1 pseudogene is annotated in these 512 nt (G+C 35.2%); it reads right to left on the bottom strand.

Annotated elements, in window-relative coordinates:
* Nucleotides 1-9: 9 nt before the first annotated feature.
* A pseudogene (tnpA, locus tag QZ114_RS08990) lies at nucleotides 10-512 on the bottom strand (IS200/IS605 family transposase); the annotation flags it as partial.

Below are 512 nucleotides of genomic sequence, written 5' to 3'. Positions count from 1 at the left end.
GCTTTAGTATTACTTACCACTATCCCTAAAGGGATCCTCATATTCTTTTACACTTAATTTATCTAGTGCTATATCATACTTTACTCGTTCTCAAATTTTCATACTCGTGAAGAAATCATCCACTGGATAATTTCTTTAATCTTGGATATATTTCTTAATTGGGCCTTCATTGAGCCCTACTGTGCTCACATAATAACCTTCTGCCCAGAAATGCCGATTCCCGAACTCATACTTGAGATTGGCGTGTTTGTCAAACATCATGAGTGCACTTTTGCCTTTTAAATACCCCATAAAACTTGAAACACTTATCCTCGGCGGAATACTTACTAACATATGTACATGATCAGGCATTAAGTGACCCTCGATAATTTCAACACCTTTATAACTACATAAGCGATGAAATATTTCGCCTAAACTACTTCGATATTGATTATAAATAACTTTTCGTCTATACTTAGGGGTGAACACAATGTGATATTTACACATCCACTTTGTGTGTGATAAACTATGTG

This window comes from uncultured Streptococcus sp. (genome assembly GCF_901875575.1).
Taxonomy (GTDB): domain Bacteria; phylum Bacillota; class Bacilli; order Lactobacillales; family Streptococcaceae; genus Streptococcus.
The sequence above is the reverse complement of the archived record's forward strand: the minus strand, read 5'-3'. Positions and strand labels throughout refer to the sequence as shown.